General features: G+C 74.4%; 12 protein-coding genes. All 12 read right to left on the bottom strand.

Translation table 11 applies throughout. The annotated features are described in order from the left end of the window. Window positions 1-8 precede the first annotated feature (8 nt). The 12 genes from DEJ50_RS35125 to DEJ50_RS01600 all read right to left on the bottom strand — a co-directional run bounded on the left by DEJ50_RS35125 (window position 9) and on the right by DEJ50_RS01600 (window position 19,769). The gene (locus DEJ50_RS35125; protein WP_190344204.1) at window positions 9-2,126 is read right to left on the bottom strand and encodes a hypothetical protein; all 2,118 of its coding nucleotides are present in this window, start codon (window positions 2,124-2,126) and stop codon (window positions 9-11) included. Further along, window positions 2,123-3,259, bottom strand: a complete 1,137-nt coding sequence (locus DEJ50_RS01550) for a VWA domain-containing protein (RefSeq protein ID WP_150205612.1) — start codon at window positions 3,257-3,259, stop codon at window positions 2,123-2,125. Before DEJ50_RS01550 ends, DEJ50_RS35125 begins: the two co-directional genes overlap by 4 nt. Next, on the bottom strand, window positions 3,256-5,772 hold the full coding sequence (locus tag DEJ50_RS34360) for a DUF5682 family protein (protein ID WP_223837519.1): 2,517 nt from the start codon (window positions 5,770-5,772) through the stop codon (window positions 3,256-3,258). Before DEJ50_RS34360 ends, DEJ50_RS01550 begins: the two co-directional genes overlap by 4 nt. Then, window positions 5,772-6,911: an ATP-binding protein gene (locus DEJ50_RS01560; protein WP_150205613.1), complete on the bottom strand. Its 1,140-nt coding sequence runs from the start codon at window positions 6,909-6,911 to the stop codon at window positions 5,772-5,774. Before DEJ50_RS01560 ends, DEJ50_RS34360 begins: the two co-directional genes overlap by 1 nt. Next, a complete protein-coding gene (locus DEJ50_RS01565) occupies window positions 6,908-10,282 on the bottom strand; it encodes a DUF4132 domain-containing protein (RefSeq protein WP_223837520.1) in 3,375 nt (1,124 codons plus the stop codon). The genes DEJ50_RS01560 and DEJ50_RS01565 overlap by 4 nt, the downstream gene beginning before the upstream one ends. 144 nt (window positions 10,283-10,426) lie before the next feature. After that, window positions 10,427-11,836: a glycoside hydrolase family 16 protein gene (locus tag DEJ50_RS01570; protein ID WP_150205615.1), complete on the bottom strand. Its 1,410-nt coding sequence runs from the start codon at window positions 11,834-11,836 to the stop codon at window positions 10,427-10,429. 186 nt (window positions 11,837-12,022) lie between these two features. Further along, a complete protein-coding gene (locus tag DEJ50_RS01575) occupies window positions 12,023-13,420 on the bottom strand; it encodes a GH1 family beta-glucosidase (protein ID WP_150205616.1) in 1,398 nt (465 codons plus the stop codon). Window positions 13,421-13,708: 288 nt separating this feature from the next. Then, window positions 13,709-14,536 (bottom strand): carbohydrate ABC transporter permease, encoded by an 828-nt coding sequence (locus DEJ50_RS01580; protein ID WP_150205617.1) that lies wholly within the window; start codon window positions 14,534-14,536, stop codon window positions 13,709-13,711. Next, window positions 14,533-15,498, bottom strand: a complete 966-nt coding sequence (locus DEJ50_RS01585) for a carbohydrate ABC transporter permease (protein ID WP_150205618.1) — start codon at window positions 15,496-15,498, stop codon at window positions 14,533-14,535. The genes DEJ50_RS01580 and DEJ50_RS01585 overlap by 4 nt, the downstream gene beginning before the upstream one ends. 426 nt (window positions 15,499-15,924) lie before the next feature. Then, a complete protein-coding gene (locus DEJ50_RS01590) occupies window positions 15,925-17,226 on the bottom strand; it encodes an ABC transporter substrate-binding protein (RefSeq protein ID WP_150205619.1) in 1,302 nt (433 codons plus the stop codon). Between the two features lie 148 nt (window positions 17,227-17,374). Then, the gene (locus DEJ50_RS01595; protein ID WP_150205620.1) at window positions 17,375-18,397 is read right to left on the bottom strand and encodes a LacI family DNA-binding transcriptional regulator; all 1,023 of its coding nucleotides are present in this window, start codon (window positions 18,395-18,397) and stop codon (window positions 17,375-17,377) included. Between the two features lie 127 nt (window positions 18,398-18,524). After that, the gene (locus DEJ50_RS01600; RefSeq protein ID WP_150205621.1) at window positions 18,525-19,769 is read right to left on the bottom strand and encodes a cytochrome P450; all 1,245 of its coding nucleotides are present in this window, start codon (window positions 19,767-19,769) and stop codon (window positions 18,525-18,527) included. Window positions 19,770-19,782: the final 13 nt, after the last annotated feature.

Consider the following 19,782-nt stretch of genomic DNA (forward strand, 5'->3'; position numbering starts at 1 on the left):
TTCGTCGGCTACCGGGCCCGGCGCTCCGGGGCCCCGCCGGCCGCGTCCTGATCGGACAGTTCGGCCGCGGTCAGGACGTACAGCTGGGCGTCCACCCATGCCGTGGCCGCGGCCCGGTGGGTGTCCCCGGCGAGCGCCCGGAGCAGGGCCCGGATCCGCCCGGCGGCGGTGCTCAGGCCGGTCCGGGCCAGTGCCGCCGCCGACTCCGCCAGCCGGTCCCGCTCCCCCGCGCCGAGGTGGCGCAGTCCTCGGTGGGCCGCCAGGGCGAGGGCGGCCAGGGCGGCTCCCAGCGCATCCGCGATCGGGCCCGCGGGCGGCGGGCCGGCCGGGCCCGGGTCCTGGCTGCCGGAGCCGGCCGCCAGGTCGGGCACGACCACACCGCCGGGGGTCAGTACGGCGATCGGATCGATCAGCAGTCCGCCGCGCGGGGCGGCGCGCACGAAGGCGCTGACGAGCCGGACCCCGCCGTCGCCCGGCTCCAGTGCCGCGGCGAGCGCGTCCAGCCCGCCCGGTCCGTACGGGTTGTAGGGCGCGGCCAGGGTCGCCGGGCAGCCGTGCGCATCCCGGACGGTGGCCTCCAGCCGCTGTTCCGCCGGGTGGTAGCCCAGGTCCTCCACCGCGTGGACGGCCACCACCCGGACCGCGTCGGCCGCCACCCGAGGGCGGATCAGCGGCGGCGGCAGCCGGCGCAGCCGTTCGGTGTGGGCGGCGAAATCGCGGACCAGCAGCGGCTCGGGCAGCTCGGCCCAGGCGGAGCCGACCGGCGTGACGCCGGTGCCGGCGAGTCGGCCGGTGCCCAGGGTGACGGTGCCGCCTGCCGTACGGGAGGCGTTCTCGCTGACCACGTTGGCGGCGGCCAGTGCCGCGAGCGGGGCCCCGGCGATACGGCGGCCGGCCAGCTCGTGCCCGACGGGCCGGGGGCCGTCCGGGGGCAGCTCCCAGCGGCGGTTCAGCACCAGGGCGACCCCGGCGCCGCCGTGCGCGAAGTACACCTGGGCGGTACGTTCCCGGGCTCCGCCGGAGATCCGGCAGCCCAGGGCGGTCAGCCGGACCCGGCGCAACGGGGTGCTGCCCGGCTCGCCGGTGCCCAGGACCGGGGAGGCCGGGGTGGCGCCCTCGTGCAGGGCCGCGCGGTGGCGGGCGTGGAGTTCGGCGATGAGGTGGGCATGGCGTTCGGGCCGGTAACGGGCGCCGCGGGCGGTGTAGTCGGCCAGCAGCCCGGTCAGCTCGTCCAGTGCGTCGGCCGGCCAGTGCAGCCCGTGCGCGGCCAGGGTGTCGCGGGCCCCGCGCAGGGCCGCGTCCAGCACCGGGCCGGCGTGCGCCGCACCGTCCAGCAGCAGTTCCTCGGCCAGGTCGAGGGCGGCTGCCAGTGCCGTACGGGCCCGGGCCAGGGCGGGCCCGGCGGCGCCGCCGACCCGGAGCTGGACGCTCGGATCGGCCGGGCTTGCCGCGGCTGCCGCGCGGAACGCCCAGACCGCGAGGGCGATGGCCTCGCCCCGGCGGTCGTCGGCGGTGTCGGTGAGGGCGTACCCGAGTGCGCCGGGGACCGGGAACCGCACGGTGCAGGTGGCCAGTTCGGCGCGTGGGACGGGTTCGGCGGCCGTCGGGTGGTGCAGGCGGGCGGTATAGCCCCGGCGCAGCGTCCGCCGCGCGGCAGCCAGCGCCCGTGCTCCGACGGCCACGGTCAGCGCCTCGTCCCCCACATCGGCGGGCGACCACGGCAACCCCGCCGGATGCCCGGCCCCGCCGGTCCCGGACCCGGCCGTCCCGGACCCGGCCGTCCCGGACTCGGCCTCGGGGTCCGGGGCCGGGGCGGGAACCTGGGCGTGGTCCTGGGCGTCAGCCGGGGACGTGTGGTGGTGCTGGTAGGACAGGACCAGGCCCACCAGGTGGCGGCAGAGGCCCGGCGCTCCGCAGGTGCAGCTGCCGCCGTCCAGGCCGGTGCCCGGGGGCAGGACGGTCTCGGTGCCGTCGGGGAACCGCCCGGTCAGCGTGGCGTCCGCGGCCAGCTCCGGTACCGCTCCCGCACCGCCGTCGAGTTCCTTCGCGGCCCGCTTGACCAGGCCCCGGTTGGCAAGGGCGGCCAGGGTGTCCGCGTCCAGCGCCAGCAGATCCGGACGCTTCACCGGCCCAGCCTCTCCGCGACGAACGCCGCCAGGGCGCCCGGAGTCATGGCGCCCACGTGGGCGCCCGCGTCTGCCAGCCGCTGCGCCAGCTCCCGGTCGTACGCGGGTACGGCCTCCTCGTCGAGCGCGGCCAGCCCCAGCACCGTGGTGCCCTGCTCGGCCAGCGCCCGTACGGTCCGGACCAGCCGGTACGGGTCCCCGCCCTCGTAGAAGTCGGTGACCAGCGCGACGATGGCCCGCCGCGGGTTGTCGACCAGGCCCGCCGCGTAGTCGACGGCGCGGGCGATGTCGGTGCCCCCGCCCAGCTGCACCCGCATCAGCACCTCCACCGGATCGTCCACCTCTCCGGTGAGGTCCACCACGGCGGTGTCGAAGGCGACCAGATGGGTCTTCAGGCCCGGCAGGCCCCACAGGGCGGCGGCGGTGACCGCCGAGTGGATCACCGAGCCGGCCATCGAGCCGGACTGGTCGACCAGCAGGATCAGCTGCCACTGCTCCAGGTGCGGCCGGGTCCGCGCATGGAACCGGGGCCGCTCGATGAGCAGCTTCCGGTCGGCCGGCCGGTAGTGGGCCAGGTTGGCCCGGACGGTGCCGTGGAAGTCGAAGTCACGGGCCTGGGCCAGCCGGCTCGGGCGGCGCGAGCGGGTGCCGGTGAAGGACCGCCGGATCTCCGGGGCCAGTCGCTCCAGCAGTTGCCGGACCACGGTCTCCACCAGGCGCCGGGCCAGCCGCAGCACCTCCGGGTTCATCAGGTGCTTGGTACGGAGCACGGCGCGCAGCAGGGTGGGGCTGGGCTCGATCCGCTCCAGTACTGCCGGGTCGGTGACGATCTCGTGGATCTCGTACCGTTCGACGGCGTCCCGCTCCAGCCGCTCGATGGTCTCCCGGGGGAACAGCCGGTGGATGTCCTCGAGCCAGTCCACGGGGGTGACCGGGGAGGCCCCGTCCCCGCCGGTCCGGTCCCGCCGGATGCCGCGTTCGGCCTGCTCCGGGTCGCGCCCGTACAGCCAGTCCAGGGCGGCGTCGCGGGCGGCGGCCCGGTCGTGGAGCGGGCCGGTGCACTGCTCGGCGGGCCGGCCCAGGATCAGCCGCCAGCGTTCCAGGCCGGGGTCGGGCGCGGGCGCCCCGGTCATCGGCCGGCCTCCGTGGCGGTGTCCGTGGCGGCCTCCGTGGCGGTGTCCGGAGCGGCCGTCAGGCCGTACCGGTCCAGCAGCTGTCCCACGGTGTCCTCCAGTCGGCGGGCCTGCGCGATCAGCAGCGGGTCCGCGGTGGTGCGCAGCAGCGAGCGCGCGGAGCCCCGCAGGCCGCGGCGCTCGATCAGTTCCCGGGCGATCTGCTCGCGCTCCCGGGGCGGGAAGAAGGCGAACGCCTGGCGCAGCGCGGGCAGTCCGCCCAGGAACTCGCCCTCCGGGAGGGCGGTGACCAGCTCGTCGAGCACGTCGATCAGCCGGTCGGCGCCGGAGTCCCGGACCGGGCCGGTCAGTTCCTCACGGGCCAGGACGAACAGCCCGGCGAGCCAGTCGCCGAGGGCGGAGGTGTCGGCGGCCACCGCCCGTACCGCGGCGGCGGCCGTACGGTCACCGCTCGATCCGGACCCGGACCCGGGGCCGGGGCCGGGGCCGAGGGAGCGGCACAGGCCGAAGGCGGCCCCGCGCAGATCGGCGGGGGCCGCCGGATCCGCAGCGATCCGGCCGGCCGCCTCCAGCACCGCCTGCCGGGACAGTGAGAGCAGTGGACCGGCGTGCAGGACTGCGTCCCGTACGGCGGCCAGTGCACGCAGCCGCCCCAGGTCGGCGTCCGCCGTGCCGTGCACCCCTTCGACCAGCCACAGCACCCGGCCGACGGCAGCGTCGACGAAGGCTGCGAGCAGCGGGTCCCCGGCGACGCCGTAGATCCGGTCGTGCCGCCACAGGCCGAGTGAGGTGTGCAGGGCGACGCCGAGCGGGCCGGGGTCGGCGGCCTGCTCCAGGCCGGCCGTGAGGGCGGTGAGCAGCGGCCCGGCCAGTGCGGTGGTGCCGCACACCACGGAGTCGAACAGCACCCCGGCCAGGGCGGCGGGTTCGCCGGCCGCGGCCCGCATCCGCTCGCCGAGGGCGACGGCCGCGGCTTCCTCCAGGGTGGCGCCGTAACTGCCCGCCTCGATCAGGGCGGCCTCGCGCGCGGCCCCGGTGTGCGGTGTCCAGCGCTCGGTGAGCTCCGGGTCGGCGCCGTGCTCGGGGCCGGCCACCCGGGTGTGGCCGGGGACGGCCAGGACGCGCAGCCGGTGCAGGAGCCGGCTGCGCTCCAGGTCCGGGGGGTCGGTCAGGCGCAGGGTGACGGGAGCGGCCCCGCCGTCCAGGCCCAGGGCGACGAGGCGGGCGGCCACGTCGTGGACCAGCGGGGGTGCCGGGGTGTCCGGGTGCAGCCGCCCCACCCGGTCGCCGCAGCCGGCCGCGACCATCTCGACGAGGACGGGATGGGTGCCGGGGCGGAGCGGGCCGCGCCGGGTCCAGGGCAGCGGCTCGTCCAGGGCCTCGTCGATCAGGGCGCCGGCCAGGCCGTCCAGCAGGTCCAGCCGGCCCGGGCGGGGCCGGCCGCGCAGGCCGGCCAGCGCCTGGGCGGCGGCCTGGGCGGCGATCAGGGCGGGGGTGGTCACCGGCCGCCCGCGGTCGCGCAGCCGCCGGACGATCCCCCGGACCAGCTCCTCCCCCGCCGCCTGCGGCCCGTCCTCCCAGAGCCGCTGGTGGTAGCCCGGCGAGGGCATCCCGGCCTGGTAGCCGGCGAAGGCGTCCAACTGCCGGAAGGAATACGGCACCAGAAAACTCCCGGCAAGCGCCCCATCGGGCACCACGGGCACCTCCGGCCACCCTGCTCCCGCCGGCCGAGGCCCCGCCGGGCCGGCGCCCGCCGGGCCGGGCTCCGCCGACAGGGCGGCAGCCGCACCGGGGTCCCCCGGGCGGGGGTCGCACGACCCCGGGTACCCAGGACCGGCGCCGACCGCGCCGGCGTTCGCCGGGGCCGGGCCGGTCAGGTTCATCAGGGCGGGGCGGTGGAAGCCGCCCGTGACCACCAGGACCGGGCGGTCGCCGGCGGTGGCCTCGGCCGCGCGGATCCAGCGGGCCATGTACGCCTCGCGGGCGCGGTCGGCCGCGTCGGCCTCCGTGTCCCCGCGGACCAGGTCGAAGTACGCCGCCAGGCGGTCTGCGAGGCCCTCGTCGGCCTCCGGGCCGGCGGACTCGGCCATGCGGTCCCAGAGCGCGTCGACGGAGTCGACCCCGAAGCGGGCGCACAGCCGTGCGGTCGCCTCCTCGTACCGGGCTTCGGCGTCCGCGTACCGGTTGGTGCGCTCGGCGAACGCCGGGTGCCAGGCGGGCAGGTCGATGAAGTGCACCTGCGCGCCCGCCGCCCGCCCCTCGGTGAGCGCGGTCCACTCCGGGGAGTAGTCGCACAGCGGGGTCCAGGAGGTGGCCGAACGCTCCGCGTCCCGGTAGTGGCTGAACACGGCGATGGGCAGCTCGTGGCCGAGCAGCAGTTCGTCCAGCCGGCCGTTCAGGTCGGCCGGCCCTTCGATCAGCACCAGGGCCGGCCGCAGTTCGGCGATCGTCCGGGAGACCAGGCGGGCGCAGGCCGGCGAGTGGTGGCGGACGCCCAGGAACGTGACCGGCATCAGTGCGCCAGCAGATGGCGGGCTTGGTGGAGCTCCCGCCAGCCTGCGCCGCTGCGGCGGGCCACCCGCTGTTCCAGGTAGCGGCGCAGCCGGGCCAGGTCCTCCGGGTTGTCCTTGGCCGCGGTGCCCGCCAGGCAGGTCACCACGTCGGCGGCGCTGCCGGCCTCGCCGCGCAGGAACCAGCCGCGCACGCCCACCGCGTGGGCGACCGAGACGGCCTCGGCCGTGCTCATCACGGCCGAGAGCCGGTCCAGGCCGGCACCGTCGTGGCCGACGCCGGACCGCAGCTCGCGGAAGGTGGTGACAAGCACCTCCAGCACGTCCCGGTCGGGTGCCACCGGCACCCCGGAGCGCGCCAGCAGCGCCTTCGCCTCGGTCTCCACCAGCGCGAGCTCGGTGTCGAGGTCGGCGATGGGGAAGACGGTCTCGAAGGTGAAGCGGCGCTTGAGGGCGGCGCTCATCTCGTTGACCCCGCGATCCCGGGTGTTGGCGGTGGCGATGACGTTGAACCCCTGCCGGGCGAAGGCCATGCCCTCGGCCCCGGCCAGTTCGGGGATGGCCACCACCCTTTCGGAGAGCAGGGACAGCAGCGAGTCCTGGACCTCCAGCGGGCAGCGGGTGATCTCCTCGAACCGCACCAGCAGCCCGTCGCGCATGCCCCGCAGCATCGGGGCGGGCACCAGGGAGCGCGTGGAGGGGCCTTCGGAGACCAGCAGAGCGTAGTTCCAGGAGTACTTGATCTGGTCCTCGGTGGTGGCGGCGCCGCCCTGCACCACCAGGGTGGAGTCCCCGCTGACCGCCGCGGCGATCAGCTCCGACAGCAGGGACTTGGCGGTGCCGGGCTCGCCGACGAGCATCAGGCCGCGGTTGGTCGCCAGGGTCACCAGCGCCCGCTCCACCAGGGCGGTGTCCCCCACGAACTTCCGGCCGATGCCGGTTTCCGGGTCCCCGGTGATGAACCGGCGGGCGGCGCGCAGGCTCAGCTGCCAGCCGGGCGGCCGGGGGTCGGCGTCGTCGGCCCGCAGCGCGGCGAGCTCCGCCGCGTACCGGACCTCGGCGGGCGGGCGTTGCAGGGCCTCGTCCGTCACGGCCGAGCCGGCCGCGCCCCGGTGGTCGTGGTCCTGGTGCCGGTTGGTCATGCTGTCAGCTCCGCGAGGTCGGTGAGCACCTCGGAGGCCGTCACCGGGTCCAGGTCCCCGAACTTCAGGCGGTATTCGCCGCGCGACCAGTGGTCCCCGGGGTGGGTGTCCAGCCACACCGTGTCGAGCTTCTGGTCGGGGAACTCGTTGACCATGCCGACGGCGATGCCCATGTCCAGGGCGATCACCAGGTACACCTTGGGGCCCAGCCGCCGCGAGATCCACCGTTCGACGCCGGCGTCCTGCGGTACGCCCCGCTCCCAGCCGCGCTTGGTCAGTCCCAGCAGCCGGCCGACGGGCACGGTGATGCCCTCGAAGCGGGTCAGCCGGTACCCGGCCGCCTCCTCCTCGGTCGGTACCGCCACCGGCCGCCCCAGCTGCCGGAAGGGCTGCAGGATCTCGTAGTCGGCGAACAGTTCCGACCAGGCGGGCAGGGTGTCGCCCAGGTGCAGCGGGTGGGCGAGGCGGACGACGGCGTCCGCGGCGACGGTGACGGTCTCGTCCGTCACGTCCGCGTACGTACGGTCCTCGGCGACCCGGAAGGCGGTGGCCGGGGCGGTGGCGTCGTCCCCGGCCAGCCAGACCAGGCGGCGCGCCAGGTGCCACACCAGGGGGTGTTCGACAAACAGCTGCCGGAACTCGGCCCCCGTCCAGGTGCGCTGGGTGGTCATCGCGTCCTCGAGGCGGCGCACCTGGTCGGCGGCGACCGTCCGGACGTCCTTCTTCAGTGCGGCGAACCGCTTGCGCTCGGCGGGCGCCTGCTCCGCGTCGTCCTTGACGCCGGGCTTGGGGAGGTCCTTGAGGCGCTTGCCGGCCTCGTCGAGGACATACGGCTTGAGCTGCTCGTCGAAGCCGACCGTGAACCGCCGGGGTCCGTAGTCGACGACCGTGCTGCCCTGGGCGTCCAGCCCGAAATCGGGCACCAGCCGGTCCGACAGCTGCTCCCCACTCAACCCGAGGACCCCCGCCACCTCGTCGATCTTCTGGGCCGCCCGGGCCTTGAGGGCCTTGAACTTCACCCGCTGGGCGATGCCGTGCAGGCTCAGCAGCGCGGTGTCGCTGCCGATGGCGGCCAGCACGTCGAGGCCGTCCACCGCCCGCTGGTGGGCGCCGGCGCCGGGCCAGCGGCGGATCAGCGGGGTGAGCCGGTGGACGGTCTCGTCGTCGCCGAGGTAGCCGAGGGCGTGCAGGGTCCAGGCTTCCTTGGCGGGCATTCCGGCCAGCCGCCATTCCTCGAACAGGGCCCAGGCGAACTCCGTCAGGGATGCGGCGTCGAACAGCGGCCGGACCTCGGCGATGCCCGGGTAGGCGGCGTCCGGCTTCGACAGCGCGAGCATCATCAGGAGGTGCCGGGTGGCCTCCGCCGGCAGGGCCTCGCCGGTGACCAGCTTGATCTGGGGCAGGGCGTGGGGCTCCACCCAGGCGCCGACCACGGGCAGCCGGTTCGGCAGGGCGGCCTCCAACGGATCGGCGGAGAGCAGGGTTTCGATGACGGAGGCGGCCTCCGGGCCGTACTCCCGAGCGGCTGCCAGGACCGGTTCGGGGCCGTGTGCGGAGGCGATCACGGTGAGCGCGGTCTCGGCCGCGGTGCGCATCGGGCCGGTGCGGCCGACGGCGTCGGGGACCAGCAGGCGGGCGGCGTCGGCGCCGTGCCGGACGAAGTAGGCGTGGGCGGTGCGGCCGGCGGCCTTGAGCCGGACCAGCCAGTCCGCGAGGCGCCGGACGACGCCCTGCTCCAGGAAGGGCATCAGCAGCCCGCCCATGGTGGCCGGGTGGGTGCTCGCCATGGACCTCGCCAGGCGGAACGCGGCCTCCTCGTGGGCGGCGATCACCGGCCGGAAGGTGTCCGGCCCGTCGTAGGACCAGGACGGTCCGTCCCACTCCGTGAGCAGCGGCCGGACCAGCTCGGCGGGGCCCTTGGTGAAGAGGGTGAGGGCCTGCCAGGCGTTGAGGGTGCCGTTGCGCTGCTCCTCCAGCTGCTTCTCCAGGTCGCCGTCCAGGGCCCAGCCGGTGACGGCGGATTCGGCGCCGGCCCACTCCTCCCGCTCGCCGGGCTGCCAGCTGACGCGGACTCCGGCCGGTGCGGTGACCCCGCTCACCACCTTGGGCTTGACCGTCTTGCGCTTGCCCGTCCACGGCGGGCTGACCAGCAGCGGCGGCAGGCTCTCCATGGGGGCCTCCGGCAGCCGGGCATCCCGGTGGGCCAGCGGGCCGACCACCTCGGCGGCCTCGGCGGGCAGGTCCGGCAGGACGGCCAGGGCCAGTTCCCGGTGGGCGGCGACATGGGTCTCCAGCAGCCGCCGGGCCGAGTGCCCGGCCGGACCCGCGTCCTGGCTGAGCTGCGCGAGCATCCGCAGGCCCCGTACGGGGAAGTTGCGGAGGGCGTTCATCAGGGCGCCGCGGGCGGACCGGTGGTCGATGCGGGTCAGGAGGAAGCCGAGGGCCTCGTCCCCCGGCAGTTCGGCCAGGGCCTCGCAGAGCGCCCTGATCGTGTCCGCGTCGTGGGAGTAGTCCGTCATCGTGGACTCCAGCAGCGGGGCCAGGGCACTGCCGAGACCCTCGGCCGCGGTGGCGACCACGGCAGCGCTCCAGCCGCGCCAGCCGAGGCTGTACCCGCGCCCACCGGAGTTCAGCAGGTCCGCCTGCCCGGCGGTGCCGAGCGAGCTCACCAGCATGGCCCGGACCTCGTGGACCGGGTGGTTGCGGGTGGCCGGGTCGGCGCAGCACTCGTCCACCCAGTGCTGCTCGGTGGGGACGAGGAAGGAGACGGTGACACGGCGGCGCGGACTGTGGCGGTGATCGGCGAGCCCGGCCACGGCCTCCCGGTAGGCGTCCTCGTCGGCCGCCGCCAGCAGGACACGCATCCGCGCCGCCGCCGGGTTGCCGACCGTCTGCCAGGCGGAGTGGTTCTCGGCGCGCCGGACGATCCGCGAAACGGCCCCGCCGCCCTGGTCGGTGTACTCGGCGCTCAGCTCGCCCAGTTCCACGGTGGCGCGGGCGGCGAAGGCCGCGCCGAACTGCCGGGTCCAGGCATCTGCGTAGGAGCCCCGGCCGCCGCGGTCGTCCCTGGGGCGGGCGACCGCAGCCAGGACCGCGGCACCGAGCGGGCCGGGGGCGGTGCCGTCCTGGTGGGCGCGGGCGGCCTCGACGAGCTCGCGGTCGCTGCTCGGCTCCGCGAGCGTGCGCTCCACGTACTCCGCGTCGGCGGCGAGCCACTCCTGCGTGCGGCCGACCGCCTGGCTGTCGACGGTGACTGCGCGGGGCGTACCGCCGCGCCGGGGCAGCAGGTTCCGCTTCCAGGCCGCCGGCAGGACAAGGACGTCCTCGTCCCTGCCCGTCGAAGTCTCGCCGACGTTTTCCAGGTGCTGCACGGCCCCTCCGCTTCCCCGCATGATCAGTTGATCTGCACAGTAACGGGCGGCACTGACAACGCCGGAGTCGAGGGCCTTGCAAGGGGGTTCGGCAGAGGGTTCGCCCGGGGGCGGGCGCCGGGCGCGCCCGCCCCCGGGCGGTCATCAGTGCCCGAAGTCAAACCAGTTGACGTTCACGAAGTCGGCGGGCTGGCCGCTGGTGAAGGTCAGGTACACATCGTGGGTGCCGGTGACGGCGGAGATGTTCGCCGGAATGGTCCGCCAGCTCTGCCAGCCGCCGGTGCCTGCGACGGCGAAGCTGCCGACGGGGGCGTTGCTGCGGCTGTCGAGGCGTACCTCCACCAGTCCGCTGACTCCGCCGGCCGCACCGCTCGCCACCCGGGCGTGGAACTGGGTCGCCGGGGTGGCGCCGAAGTCGACCCCCTTGAACAGGGCCCAGTCGCCGTTGGCGGCACTGCCCACGTTCTGGCCGCCGCCGGTGTCGGTGGTGGTCTCGGTGCTCAACCCGGCCTGGCCGTCGTACGACTCGGCCTGGATGGCGGAGTACGCGTCCCGGTTGCCCGGCGGGGGTGTGGTCGGCGGGGGTGTGGTCGGCGGGGTCGTGGGGCCGCCTCCGCCGCGCTGCCATACGGAGACGTAGTCGACGACCATCGGCCGGCCGGGCTGGGTGCCCGCGTCCGGTCCGCCGCCGAAGGCGTCGACGAACCCGCCGCCCATGGCCACGTTCAGGATGAGGAAGTAGCCGTGGTTGGTGGCCGCCGCCCAGGTGGCGGCGTCGACCTGGTTCTCCCGTACGGTGTGGAACTGCCCGCCGTCCAGGTAGAAGCGCATCTCCTGCGGGCTGACGCCCTTGTCCCACTCGACGGCGTAGGTGTGGAAGCCCGCCTGGCAGGAGACCGGGGCGCAGACCCGGTGGCCGCCGATGCCCGAGGTCTCGTTGCAGGGTCCGCCGGGGCTGGTGCCGCAGTGCATGGTGGCCCAGACCTGGTTGATGCCCTGGACGTTCTCCAGGATGTCGAGCTCGCCGATGCCCGGCCAGTTCCACCAGTTGCCCCGGTAGGGTGCGCCGAGCATCCAGAACGCCGGCCAGTAGCCCCTGGCCGCCGGGCCCGTGACATCGGGCATCCGGATCCGCGCCTCCACGCGCAGCGCGCCGCCCGCCGGGGGCTGGAAGTCGGAGCGCCGGGTCTCGATGCGGCCCGAGGTCCACTGGCCGGCCGCGTCCCGCAGCGGGGTGATCCGCAGATGGCCGGCCCCGTCGAGCGAGACGTTCGCGGTGCTGGAGGTCATGGTCTCGATCTCGCCGGTGCCGAAGTTGGCGGGCCCGCCGGGGTAGCTGGTGCCGGTGGTGTACTGCCAGTCGGCGGTGTTCACTCCGGAGCCGGCCGGGCCGTTGAAGTCGTCCTGGAAGACGGCGGTCCAGCCCGGCGGGTCGGCCGGTATGGAGGCGTTGGCGGGCAGGGAGACGAACACGGCGGCGGCCGGTACGAGCAGTGCGGCCATGGCGAGGGCTGCGCGCCGCAGGATCCCGCGTCCTAAGGGTGTGTCTCTCATCAGAACCCTCTCTCGGGGGTGGGGGGATGGGCTGAGAGCGCTCTCAGAAGGGTGCGCGGCTACTCTGCTCCCCTCGCCGCCTCCAGGCAAGAGGTGAAGCCGGAATTCGGCACCGGGGGCCCGTGCATTCACCTTCCGAACGCGCCTTTCCGAATGCACCTGCCGAGGCAGGGGGCGGACGGCACGTCAGCCGGGCAGGCCACCGCGGGCGATGACGGCGGCGTACCAGCGCGCGCTGTCCTTCGGGGTCCGCCGCTGGGTCGCGAAATCGACGTGCACGATGCCGAACCGCTTGCTGTACCCGTACGCCCACTCGAAGTTGTCCAGCAGGGACCAGAGGAAGTATCCGCGGACATCTGCCCCGTCCGCGATCGCCCGGTGGACCGCGGCGAGATGGCCGTGCAGGTACGCCACCCGCTCGGGGTCGCGGACCCGGCCCTCCGGGTCCGCGTAGTCCTCGTAGGCCGCACCGTTCTCGGTGACCAGGAGCGGGACCCCCGGCAGCTCGTCGCGCAGCCGGCTCAGCAGCTCGTACAGGCCTTGTGCGTCGACCGGCCAGTCCATGGCGGTCCGGGGACCGGGGGTCCTGGGGAAGCCGACGTGGGGCTCCGTCGTGGGCCAGGGCGAGGGGGCTTCGGACCGGCCGGCCTCGACCGTGGCCGGGGCGTAGTAGTTGACGCCCAGCGAATCGACGGGGGTGGAGGCCACCGCCAGGTCGCCGTCCTCGACGAAGGACCAGTCGGTGACCGAGGCGGTGTCGCGGACCAGGTCCCCGGGCAGCCGGCCGTGGAAGACCGGGTCGAGGAAGAGCCGGTTGCCCAGGGCGTCGATCCGGCGGGCCGCCTCCCGGTCGGCGGCGGAGTCCGTGCGCAGGCGCAGGCTGTGGAGGTTGAGGGTGAGGGAGACCTCGCTCTCCGCCGGGAGGGCGGCGCGCAGTGCCTGGACGGCCCGTCCGTGGGCGAGGTTGAGGTGGTGGGCGGCCCGCAGGGCGGCCACCGGGCTGGTCAGGCCGGGGGCGTGCACTCCGGCGGCGTATCCGAGGAAGGCCACGCACCAGGGCTCGTTGAGGGTGGTCCAGGTCGCCACCCGGTCGCCGAGCGCCTCGGCCGTGAGCGAGGCGAACTCCGCGAACCGCTCGGCCGTTTCGCGCCGCGGCCAGCCGCCCGCGGTCTCCAGCTCCTGCGGCAGGTCCCAGTGGTAGAGGGTGGCGACGGGCCGGATGCCGGCGTCCCGGAGCTCGTCGACGAGCCGCCGGTAGAAGTCGAGCCCCTTCTGGACGGCGGGTCCGCGGCCGGTGGGCTGGATCCGGGGCCAGGCCACGGAGAACCGGTAGTCGGTGACACCGAGGGAGCTGAGCAGGGCTATGTCCTCGGACATCCGGTGGTAGTGGTCGGCGGCGATGTCACCGGTGTCTCCGTTGCGGACCTTGCCCGGGGTCCTGCTGAAGGTGTCCCAGATGGACGGGGTGCGTCCGTCCTCGTCGGCGGCTCCTTCGATCTGGTAGGCGGCGGTGGCGGTACCCCAGCGGAATCCCGCGGGGAAGGCCATGACCGCGGGGGCGGGGGCGGGGGCGGGTGTGGTCATCAGGACGGCTCCAGGGGGTCGGGGCCGCGGCGCGCGTGGCGCTCCGCGGGCGGTGGGAGGTGGCACGGAACAGCGGGAACGGCAGGCCGGGGCGACGCCCAGCCCGTGATGGGCCCGGCCCATGGCGGGCCGCACGCCCACGCCGAGGCCGGCCCGGGGCGGGGCCCGGTCCAAGGGCGAGGGTCAGCCCAGGGCGAGGCCCAGTCGAATGCCGAGGCTCAGCCCAAGGGCGGGGCTCGGCACATGGCGGGGCCCGGGTCACGGCCGGTGCGGAGCGCATCGCGGGGCTCAGCCCTTGACCGCGCCCTGCATGATGCCGCCGACGATCTGGCGGCCCAGCAGTCCGAAGACGAGCAGCACGGGCAAGGTGCCGAGCAGGGTGCCGGCCATGATCACTGACTGGTCGTGGACATAGCCCCCGCCGAGCTGCCGCAGCGCGACCTGGACGGTCGGTTCCTGCGAGGAGAGGGCCACCACCGGCCAGAAGAAGTCGTTCCATGCGGTCATGAAGGTGAGCAGGCCGAGCACGGCCATCGCGGGCCTCGCGACCGGCACGACGATCGACCAGAAGATCCGCCGGGTGGAGGCGCCGTCGATACGGGCCGCCTCGATCAGCTCGTCCGGCAGCGACTGGGCCAGGAACTGCCGCATGAAGAAGACCCCGAAGGCGGAGACGAGTCCGGGCAGGATGACCGCCTGCAGCTGGTTCACCCAGTGGAGCCGGGCGATCAGCATGAACAGCGGGATCACCCCGAGCTGCGGCGGGATCATCATGGTGGCGACGGTGAGGGACAGCAGCAGTCCGCGTCCGCGGAAGCGGAGTTTGGCGAAGGCGAAGCCGGCGAGGGTGGAGCAGAGTACGGTGCCGACGGTGATGGACCCGGACACGATCAGGGAGTTCAGCAGCGCCTTGCCGATATCGGCCTCCGCCAGCACCTGGCGGAAGTTGTCCATCAGGTGGGGTCCGGGCAGCAGCGACGGGGGTACCCGGGCGAGGTCGGCGTTGGAGCGGCTGGCGGCGACGGCCGTCCAGTAGAGCGGGAAGGCCGAGACCAGTACGGCGAGGATCAGGACGCCGTACGCAAGCCGGCCCGGCCGCCGTACGCGAGCGGTCATCGTGCCGCCTCCTTGCGGGAACGCCGGGCCGCCGCCAGGGCGTTGGCGCCGACCAGCAACAGGATCAGCAGGAACATCACCCAGGCGATGGCGGCGGCCCGCCCCAGGTGGAAGAAGCCCCAGCCCTGTTCGTAGAGGTAGAGGCCGAGGGTCTGGTACTGGTGCGAGATGCCCCCTGAGACGGAGCCTTCGAAGAGCAGGGGCTCGCCGAAGAGCTGGGTGGCACCGATGGTGGAGACCACGGTGGTGAAGACGATCGTGGGCCGCAGGCCGGGGAGCGTGACATGGCGGAACTGCTGCCACGGTGAGGCCCCGTCCATCTCGGCCGCCTCGTACAGCTCGGCCGGGATGGTCTGCATGCCGGCCAGGTAGATCAGGGCGTTGTAGCCGGTCCAGCGCCAGATCACGATCGAGGACACGGCGATCTGCGAGGCGGTGGTGCCGGTCTGCCAGTCCACCGGCCCGATGCCGATCAGGCCCAGGAACTGGTTGACGAGGCCGAAGTCGCGGCCGTAGAGCTGGGCGAAGACCAGGGTGGCCGCGGCCACGGAAGTGGCGTACGGGAGCAGCATGGCGGTCCGGAAGAAGGTCCGCCCGCGCAGCCGGTGGTTGAGGAAGTGCGCCAGGGCCAGGGCCATGGCGAGCTGGGGGACGGTGGAGAGGACTCCGATGGTGAAGGTGTTGCGCAGCGCGGTCCAGAAGAACGGGTCCGTGAACACGGCGGTGTAGTTGCCGAATCCGCGCCATTCCATGGTTCCGGGGGTCTGGAGTTCGACGCGGTGGACGGAGACGAAGGCCGTGTAGAGGAGCGGGAAGATCCCGAAGGCGGCGAAGAGGGTGAAGAAGGGGACGAGGTAGGTGTACGGGGAGACTGCCTGCCGGAGCGGCCGGCGGCGGGGTGGGCGGGGTGCCCGGGCCGGCCGGGCCCGCGGTGGTGCTGCTGTGGTGTCGGTACGGGTCATGGTGCGGCGCCCTTCGGGACGTGACGGCGGGGCGGGGGCGGGGGCGGTGTGAGCGGCCGAGGGCCGGCGGGGCGGGCGGAGCCGGGCCCGGCGAGGGCCGGCGCGCGGGGCCGGAGCGGGGGCCGGCCCGGAGCGGGGGTCGGGAACCGGCCCGGGCGCCCGGCAGGCCGGGTGCCCGACGGGCCGGGCCCGGAGCCGAGCCGGGAGCCTAAGCGGGCGGGGCCCGGCCGGCGGGCCGGGAGCGGGGGCCGGGAACCGGACCGGGTGGCCGGCGGGCCGGGAGCGGGGGCCGGGAACCGGACCGGGTGGCCGGCGGGCCGGGAGCGGGGGCCGGGAACCGGACCGGGTGCCCGGCCGGGAGGGCCCCGGGCGCCCGGTGGGAGGGGGCCCGGTTCCCGGGTCCGCTCCCCCGGCCGGGGCCACGGCTCAGCCGGTGGCGTTCTTCACTCCCCGCCGGGCCGTCTCCCAGGCGTCCTTCGATGACGTGCCCTTGCGTTCGACCTCGCTGAGCGCATTGGTGATCTGATCGGCGATCGTCTTGTCGTCGACGCCGAGCACCTGGACGGGTGCGGCCTTGGCGGCGTCGCCGAAGATCCGGCCGATGGGCGCGTCGGAGAAGTAGGGGTCCTTGGCGTCCGAGACCTCGGCGATGGCCGCGACCGCCGACGGGAACTGGCCCTGCTCGCGGAAGAGTCTGGCCTGCTGCTCGGGCGCGGTCAGCCAGCGGATGAGCTCGTAGGCCTCCTGCTTGTGGCGGGCGGCGCGCGGTACGGCGAGGTACGAACCGCCCCAGTTGCCGGCGCTGCCGGGCAGCCGGGCCACGTCCCACTTGCCCCGGCCGGCATCGCCGGCCTGGCCCTTGATGTAGCCGAGCATCCAGGCGGGGCAGGGGATGGTGGCGAAGGAGCCGGCGGCGAAGGCCTGGTTCCACGGCGGTGACCACTGGTCGAGTTCGGCGCTGAGGCCGTCCGCGGCTGCCGTGACCGAGGTGTCCCAGGCGGTCCGGACGGCCGGGTTGCTCTCGTAGACCAGCTTTCCGGTGCTGTCGTAGTACCGCTCGGCGGCCTGGCCGGTCATCACCGCGTACAGGCTGCCGACGCTGTCCAGCCAGGCCGTCTTGGCGGGGGCGTGCTGCTTGTACTGGCGTCCCAGGTCGAGGTAGCCCTGCCAGGTGGACCACTTCTGGGCGAGGACCTCGCGGTCGGTGGGGAGGCCGGCCGCGCGGAGCAGGTCGGTGCGGTAGCACATGGCCTCGGGGCCGACGTCCGTCCCCAGGCCCAGCACCTTGCCGTCCTTGGTGGTGGCGGCCGACCACTTGGCGTCGGCGAAGGCGCTCTTCAGTGCCGCCGCACCGAACTTGTTCAGGTCTTCGAAGCGGTCCGCCTGCTCCTGGGTGACGGAGGCGATCCGTCCCACCTCGATGGCCTGTACGTCGGCCAGACCCGCGCCGCCCGCGAGTCTGGTCTGGAGCGACTTCCAGTAGTCCTGCTCGTCCTCGGTGTCGGTCTGCTTGATCCTGATGTTCGGGTGGAGCTTCTCGTACTCGGCGTAGAGGCCGGCTTCCTGGTAGCCGAACGAGCCGAACAGGTCGACGGTCAGGGTGATTTCGCCTCCCGCCGGTGCAGCGGAGTCACAGGCGGCCAGCAGGCTCCCGGCAAGTGCGACCGCACCCAGGCGGACGGCGACTCTCCGGGCGGCAGCGCTCCGGACGGCTCGGACAATCGGCATGGCGGTCTCCCTGGTAACTGGACGCTGGTCGCTGGACGCTGGTCGAACCCTGATCGGGATTGAGAGCGCTCTCAAGAGTGCGACTGGAGCGTGCCCGGCACGACGGCCCGCCGTCAATACCCCGGTACCCGGGGGCTGTTGTGGAGGCTCAGGCGGAGGCGCGCCGGACCAGCCGGGTCGGCGTGACAACCGAGGACGGCAGGGCGTCGGCGCGGTCCTTGTCGAGGCGGCGCAGCAACAGCCGGGCCATCAGCCGGCCCATCCCCTCGATGTCCTGGTGGACGGTGGTCAGCGGCGGTTCGGCGCACTCCGCGACCGACCGCAGGTCGTCGAAACCGATCACCGCGACCTGGTCCGGGACGCTCCGGCCGTGCTCGCGCAGCACCCGGAGCGCACCGACCGCCGCCAGGTCGTTGGCGGCGAACACCGCGTCGAGGTCGGGCCGGCGCTCCAACAGGACGCCCATGGCGCGGGCCCCGCCCGCCACGGTGAAGTCGCCCTCGGCCACCAGCAACGGATCGCCGTCGATCAGTACGTCCCGGTAGCCGGCGAGCCGGTCGGCCGCCGAGGTCTGGTCGGCGGGGCCGGTGATGTGCGCGATGGCCGACCGCCCCTGTTCGGCGAGGAACTGGACGGCGGCCCGGGCGCCGCCGCGGTTGTCCGCGTCCACGTACGCCACCGGGCCCGGCCCTTCCGGCCGGCCGCCGTAGACCGTGGGCAGGCCGATCCGCTGAACGATCCCGGGCAATGGATCGTCGGTGTGCAGGGAGAAGGCCAGTGCTCCGTCCACGTGTCCGCCGGCCAGGTAGCGGCCGATCCGGTCGTAGTCCCCCGGGCCCTCCAGCAGCAGGAGCACCAACTGAGTGTCGTGGGCGGTGAGTTCCTTGCTGATCCCGCGGAGCTGCTGGGAGAAGAAGGGATCGGAGAAGATCCGGACCTCCGGTTCGGGGATGATCACCGCAACGGCTCCGGTACGCCGGGTGACCAGCGTACGGGCGGCCGGGTTGGGCAGGTAGCCCAGCTCGTCGACGGCCCGGCGCACCTTGTCCACCACCGGCTGCCGGACCCCGGCACCGCCGTTGACCACCCGTGAGGCCGTGGCCCGGGAAACCCCGGCCCGCGCCGCCACGGCTTCCAGCGTCGGACGGCGGCCGGACGGCTGCTCGGGCACGGCTCACTCCTCGGAGCGCAGCCGGACGGCGGGTAACGCTGCTGCGCCGCCCGCCAGGATATCCGCCGGGCGTCCGACTGAGAGCGCTCCACCCCAGGCTCGGGTACCGCAGCCAGCCGGACCGGCGCTACGCGCGGATCCCGTCGCAGGCGACGTGCAGATGACGCGGACCGCGCAGGACCGCATTCTGACGGTACGGGGGCGGGTCCTCCAGCAGCCGCGGATTCTCCAGCCGGCGGGCCAGTTCGGAGAGCGCGAGCTGGGCCTCCAGGCGGGCCAGCGGGGCGCCGAAGCAGCTGTGGATGCCGCTGCCCAGGCCGAGGTGCTCGATGTCCTTGCGGTACGGGTCGAACCGGTCGGGGTCCGGGAACCGCTGCGGGTCCCGGTTGCCGGCGGCCAGGACCAGCCACAGCGAGGAGCCCTTGGGGATGGTGACCCCGTGCACCTCGATGTCGGCCAGCGTGGACCGCTGCGGGACCAGCTGCACCGGCGGTTCGTAGCGCAGCAGTTCCTCGACCAGCGGGGCGGCCAGCCCGGGGTCCTCGCGCAGCTTCTCCAGGTACTCCGGGTGGCGCAGCAGGGTGAGCATGCCATTGGTGATCAGGTTGACGGTGGTCTCGTGGCCGGCGATCAGCAGCAGCGCGGAGGTGCTGAGCAGCTCCATCGTGGTCATGGTCTCGTCCTGGCCGTATCCGGCGGCCAGTTGGGAGAGCATGTCGTCCTTGGGGTTCTTGTGCCGTTCCTCGATCAGCCCGGCCAGGTACATGCCGAGTTCCATCCGGGCGGCCTGGGTCACCTGGTTGCGTTCCTCGAGGTCGTCGCCCGGGGCGGGGTCGAGGCTCGCGGCGAGGGTGTCCGCCCAGACGTGGAAGCGGGCCTCGTCCTCGCGGGGCACGCCGAGCAGGCGGCAGATCACGGTGACCGGGAAGGGGTACGAGACCTGCTCGACCAGGTCGACGTTGTCCGGGTCGGTGATGCCGTCGATCAGGTCCTTGACGATCTCGTCCAGTTCGCCGCGCATGCCGTCCACCCGGCGCGGGGAGTGCGGCGGGCCGAAGGGACGGTTGGTGATGCGGCGCAGCCGGTCGTGCTCGGGCGGGTCCAGCCGCAGGAAACCGGGCGGGAGCGCGGCCGGCTCCTCCTGCTCGGACCCGGCCAGCGGGTCGTTCGCGGTCGAGGCCAGGTTGCGGGCGTCGGAGCTGACCCGCGGGTCGTGGAGCAGGCTGAGGATGTCGTAGTAGTGGCTGATGACGTACGGCCCGTCGGCGTCGTGGTAGACGGGCGTCTCGCGCAGCTCCGCGTACAGCGGGTAGGGGTTGGCGCGGTTCTTGTGGTCGATGATCCGGCGCAGGATGGAGTCGGACTCGGTCATGACGGCGGTTCCT

It is taken from the genome of Streptomyces venezuelae (assembly GCF_008642295.1).
Classification (GTDB): Bacteria; Actinomycetota; Actinomycetes; order Streptomycetales; family Streptomycetaceae; genus Streptomyces; species Streptomyces venezuelae_C.

Excerpts from the sequence above, each read along its gene's own strand:
- DEJ50_RS01550 (WP_150205612.1), bottom strand. The coding sequence starts at position 3,259 with ATGACCGGGGCGCCCGCGCCCGACCCCGGCCTGGAACGCTGGCGGCTG.
- DEJ50_RS34360 (WP_223837519.1), bottom strand. The coding sequence starts at position 5,772 with ATGCCGGTCACGTTCCTGGGCGTCCGCCACCACTCGCCGGCCTGCGCC.
- DEJ50_RS01560 (WP_150205613.1), bottom strand. The coding sequence starts at position 6,911 with ATGACCAACCGGCACCAGGACCACGACCACCGGGGCGCGGCCGGCTCG.
- DEJ50_RS01570 (WP_150205615.1), bottom strand. The coding sequence starts at position 11,836 with ATGAGAGACACACCCTTAGGACGCGGGATCCTGCGGCGCGCAGCCCTC.
- DEJ50_RS01575 (WP_150205616.1), bottom strand. The coding sequence starts at position 13,420 with ATGACCACACCCGCCCCCGCCCCCGCCCCCGCGGTCATGGCCTTCCCC.
- DEJ50_RS01580 (WP_150205617.1), bottom strand. The coding sequence starts at position 14,536 with ATGACCGCTCGCGTACGGCGGCCGGGCCGGCTTGCGTACGGCGTCCTG.
- DEJ50_RS01585 (WP_150205618.1), bottom strand. The coding sequence starts at position 15,498 with ATGACCCGTACCGACACCACAGCAGCACCACCGCGGGCCCGGCCGGCC.
- DEJ50_RS01590 (WP_150205619.1), bottom strand. The coding sequence starts at position 17,226 with ATGCCGATTGTCCGAGCCGTCCGGAGCGCTGCCGCCCGGAGAGTCGCC.
- DEJ50_RS01600 (WP_150205621.1), bottom strand. The coding sequence starts at position 19,769 with ATGACCGAGTCCGACTCCATCCTGCGCCGGATCATCGACCACAAGAAC.